Origin of the sequence: Bartonella sp. CR127HXZ, from assembly GCF_042194555.1 — a bacterium.
Classification (GTDB): Bacteria; Pseudomonadota; Alphaproteobacteria; order Rhizobiales; family Rhizobiaceae; genus Bartonella; species Bartonella grahamii.
In genome coordinates, this window is record NZ_JBHIMZ010000007.1 from 117,129 (window position 1) to 121,462 (window position 4,334).

The 4,334-nt window shown below is 37.7% G+C and carries 4 protein-coding genes; all 4 read left to right on the plus strand.

The window, feature by feature from the left end:
• The first annotated feature begins 240 nt into the window (after positions 1–240).
• Genes ACFIKY_RS05720 through ACFIKY_RS05735 form a run of 4 tightly spaced genes read left to right on the plus strand, consistent with a single transcriptional unit; the run spans position 241 to position 4,102 of the window.
• Positions 241–552 (plus strand): conjugal transfer protein, encoded by a 312-nt coding sequence (locus ACFIKY_RS05720; protein ID WP_375635476.1) that lies wholly within the window; start codon positions 241–243, stop codon positions 550–552.
• A gap of 12 nt (positions 553–564) precedes the next feature.
• Positions 565–873 carry a type IV secretion system protein VirB3 gene (locus ACFIKY_RS05725; protein WP_015857019.1) on the plus strand — a complete coding sequence of 103 codons (309 nt, stop codon included), beginning with the start codon at positions 565–567 and terminating at the stop codon, positions 871–873.
• Positions 874–875: 2 nt separating this feature from the next.
• Positions 876–3,347, plus strand: coding sequence for a VirB4 family type IV secretion/conjugal transfer ATPase (locus ACFIKY_RS05730; RefSeq protein ID WP_375635475.1), 2,472 nt, complete (start codon positions 876–878; stop codon positions 3,345–3,347).
• On the plus strand, positions 3,344–4,102 hold the full coding sequence (locus tag ACFIKY_RS05735; protein ID WP_375635474.1) for a type IV secretion system protein: 759 nt from the start codon (positions 3,344–3,346) through the stop codon (positions 4,100–4,102). The genes ACFIKY_RS05730 and ACFIKY_RS05735 overlap by 4 nt, the downstream gene beginning before the upstream one ends.
• Positions 4,103–4,334: the final 232 nt, after the last annotated feature.

Sequence of the window (4,334 nt, forward strand, 5' to 3'; positions counted from 1 at the left end):
ATAATAGCATTAATTACAAACAATACAACACGATACGTTTATACGATAGACAATCAGTATTATTATCGTGCCCTCTACAACCAAACTTACTTCAATACTATTGAAAGGTAATTCATGAATCAGTATAATACGTAATGTTTTCAATATCCATCGATTATAGGTGTGTACCAGTAATAATGTAGCCATACTGAAAAAAGGAATATTATTTATAGCAATTTTAATTAAAAGGGGATAAAGGATATGAAACAATCAAACACGTTTCAAGCGAAGACGTACAACAGGATTAATGTTATTATTATCACTTCAATGATGTTATTAATAACGCAATCTGCATATGCTCAGACGGAAACTGAGAGCTTGGATGCCTTCATAGGAATGCAATATGGATTAAGTATACTTATTCCTATCGTCGCCATCATTATTCTTTTATTACTTTTGCTTATTTATATATTTCGCATCATCGCAAGAGCTACATTTATACGATGGGCCTTCAGTGTCATTATTGCTGGTGCAGCCTTTTATATTAGCCACATATTATTTCACCTCTACTGACAAGAGCACTCTATGAAATCACAAGAACAAAAAGAATTCCCCCTATTCAAAGGAGCAACACGTGTTCCAACTATATGGGGTGTCCCCATGATGCCATTTATCGTTATGGTTATGGGGGTCGCTGTTATTGCTATGACAGTAAGTATCTTTTTGTGGATTATAGCACCTCCATTATGGTTCATTATGGTGCAAATTACTAAAAACGATGATAAGGCGTTTCGTATCTGGTGGTTATGGATCGATACTAAATTTCGCAATCGCAACAAAGGTTTTTGGGGCGCATCAAGTTATAGTCCCTCTGATTATAGTAAAAGGAGATAAACATGACAGCTGTTGAAAGTAGCAAACGCCTTGCATCAGAGACACCTGTAAGCCTGTTTCTGCCTTATTCACATCATATTACAGATACGATTATCTCTACTAAAAATGCGGAATATTTATCGATTTGGAAGATTGACGGGCGTTCACATCAAAGCGCTTCAGAAGAAGATATTTTTCAATGGACAAAAGAGCTTAATAATACTCTACGGGGTATTGCATCAGCCAATTTATCATTTTGGACACATATCGTGCGTCGCCGTGTTTATGAATATCCTGATTCAACATTTGATCAAATGTTTTGCTATCAACTTGATGAAAAATATCGGCAAAGCTTTACTGGTTATAATTTGATGGTCAATGATTTATATCTGACTGTCATTTTTCAACCGATAGCGGATAAAATTATGTCGTTCTTTTCTCAACATGAACGTGAAACGCTTGATCAAAAAAAGATGCGACAAGACTCATGTATCAAAGAACTCAATGACATCAATCGTACTTTAGGCCAATCTTTAAACCGTTACGGTGCAGAACTTCTTGGTGCTTATGAAAAAAATGGGCATGCTTATTCTTCTGCACTTGAGTTCCTTGGAATGCTTGTCAATGGTGAATATCGCCCCATGCCAATTTGCCATGACCGTTTTTCTGACTATATGTCTATCAATCGGCCTTTTTTCTCAAAATGGGGTGCTCTTGGTGAATTGCGAACAACCAGTGGAATGCGTCGATTTGGAATGCTGGAAATTAAAGAATATGATGCAACAACCAAACCAGGACAATTAAATGTTTTGTTGGAAAGTGACTTCGAGTTCGTATTGACGCAGAGCTTTTCGGTGCTCTCCCGACATGCTGCTAAAGACTATTTACAACGGCATCAGCGTAACCTTATTGATGCACGAGATGTGGCAACGAGCCAAATTGAACAAATTGACGAAGCACTAAACCAGCTTATTAGCGGGCATTTTGTCATGGGAGAACATCACTGCACATTGACTATCTATGGTGATACAATTCAACAAGTTCGCGACCATATGGCTAAAGCAAGTGCAGCATTACTAGACGTTGCGGTACTGCCCAAACCTGTAGACTTAGCGATAGAGGCTGGCTATTGGGCACAACTTCCTGGCAATTGGAAATGGAGACCACGTCCTGCTCCGATTACATCATTGAACTTTTTGTCATTTTCATCTTTTCATAATTTTATGTCAGGAAAACCCACTGGCAACCCGTGGGGTCCAGCCGTCACAATTCTTAAAACAACCAGTAAAACACCGCTTTATTTCAACTTTCATGCCTCCAAACTTGAAGAGGACTCAACAGATAAACGTTTGCTCGGTAACACCGCACTTATCGGACAATCTGGTTCCGGTAAAACCGTGTTACTCGGCTTTTTGGTAGCACAAGCACAAAAATTTAAGCCGACAACGGTTGTTTTTGATAAAGATCGTGGTATGGAAATTGCCATTCGAGCGATGGGTGGAAAATATTTAACATTCAAGCCAGGCAAGAAAAGTGGTTTCAATCCTTTCCAACTCCCACCCACACAAGAAAATCTGATTTTTCTGAAACAATTTGTTAAAAAATTGGCAGAAGCTGGTGGTGAGGTCACGCATCACGACGAGGAAGAAATTAACAAAGCGGTTATGTCTGTTATGAGCAGTAACATTGACCAATCACTCCGTCGTTTGTCCTTTCTGATACAATTTTTACCAAATCCACGTTTAAGTGATTATAATGCTCACCCATCTGTTCATGCTCGCTTACTAAAATGGTGTGAAGGTGGTGATTATGGATGGTTATTTGATAATCCCCATGATGCTCTTGATCTCTCAACACATCAAATTTACGGATTTGATATCACGGAATTTTTAGATAATTTTGAAACTCGCACCCCAGTGATGATGTATTTGCTTTACCGCACCGAAGGCATGATTAGCGGACAGCGATTTATGTATATCTTTGATGAGTTTTGGAAGCCTTTGCAAGATCCGTACTTTGAAGATTTGGCGAAAAATAAGCAAAAGACTATCCGTAAACAAAATGGTATTTTTGTTTACGCAACACAAGAGCCTGGCGATGCCTTGGAAAGTAATATTGCCAAAACACTCATTCAACAGTGTGCGACTTACATTTTTCTAGCCAACCCCAAGGCAAACTATGAAGATTATACAAAAGGCTTTAAACTAACAGATACAGAATTTGAACTCGTTAAAGGACTTGGTGAGTTTAGTCGCCAATTCCTCATTAAGCAGGGTGATCAATCTGCGCTTGCAGAACTGAATCTTGGTAAATTCCATCTGACAAGCGGTGGAAAAACCATCGAACACGACTTTAGTGACGAGCTCTTGGTGTTATCAGGTACACCAGATAACGCAGAATTAGCCGAAAGCATTATCGCGGAAGTTGGTGATGATCCGGCAATATGGTTACCAATTTTCTTACAGCACGCAAAAAATGACAGGAGGGAAACATGAAAAAAAAGCTCATTCCAATAGTAGTTGTAATAACTTTAGGGATTTCAGACCCAGCCATGGCTTGGACTTTTGGCGCTGGAGCGGCAGATTTGTCAGCAACAGTTCCAACGACGTGGCCCAATTTTTTTGGAAAGTCACGTGAAACAACGCCTAAAGAACCTCCACAACAAAAGGAAGCGCCAGCTGACCCACTTCTCGAAACACTAAAAAAACAACTTGAGGAAGTAAAAAAGATACAGGAGTCTATAACGGGAAACCAAAAGTTCGACACTAAAAAACTTAAAAATGCACAAACAGATCACAGCAGTTTTTTCCTCAAAAATCCGGAGACGCTCTACAATAGAAATAAATCTTCTGCTCTAACTACATCACTTAAAAATATTTTAAAAGAAGAAGAAATTCCTATCTCTGTCCATGAATCTAGCAGTTTTATCAACAAGCGTAGCCAATATGCAGCCATCACTGATAAAGCCGTAAGTCTAAAGACTTTTGAAGAAGCAAATAATCGTTTTCAGCAAATTGAAGAACTATTAAACGAAATCAAGACAACAAAAGATCTAAAAAGTATTGCTGAGTTACAAGCACATATAATTGGAATGCTCGCTATGCTACAAAATGAAACAGCAAAACTACAAATGGTCACACATTTACGCAATGCTGAATATACACTTATCAAACAGCAGAAGGACAAACATAACATAAAAATTTTGAATAGTAAAAACACGAAAATGCCTACCATAAAATTTATTAGATAAGGCTTTTTATAACAATATTTCGTGTATTATTTTTCCTATATGCTCGTAAAAAGCAAAGGTTAGTGCGTGATATTCAGTTCTCTCTCATAGACTGAAAAGATCTACGAAATTTAATTCTATCCTAAAAAACTCAACGAAAAATGCTTAAAAATCATATAAAAAGTTGAAAATTCGTTAAAGAGGAATTCCATGAACTTTACAGTGTTCACGCAACTTTTCAATAAAATTGATC

Excerpts from the sequence above, each read along its gene's own strand:
- ACFIKY_RS05720 (WP_375635476.1), top strand. The coding sequence starts at position 241 with ATGAAACAATCAAACACGTTTCAAGCGAAGACGTACAACAGGATTAAT.
- ACFIKY_RS05730 (WP_375635475.1), top strand. The coding sequence starts at position 876 with ATGACAGCTGTTGAAAGTAGCAAACGCCTTGCATCAGAGACACCTGTA.
- ACFIKY_RS05735 (WP_375635474.1), top strand. The coding sequence starts at position 3,344 with ATGAAAAAAAAGCTCATTCCAATAGTAGTTGTAATAACTTTAGGGATT.
- ACFIKY_RS05725 (WP_015857019.1), top strand. The coding sequence starts at position 565 with ATGAAATCACAAGAACAAAAAGAATTCCCCCTATTCAAAGGAGCAACA.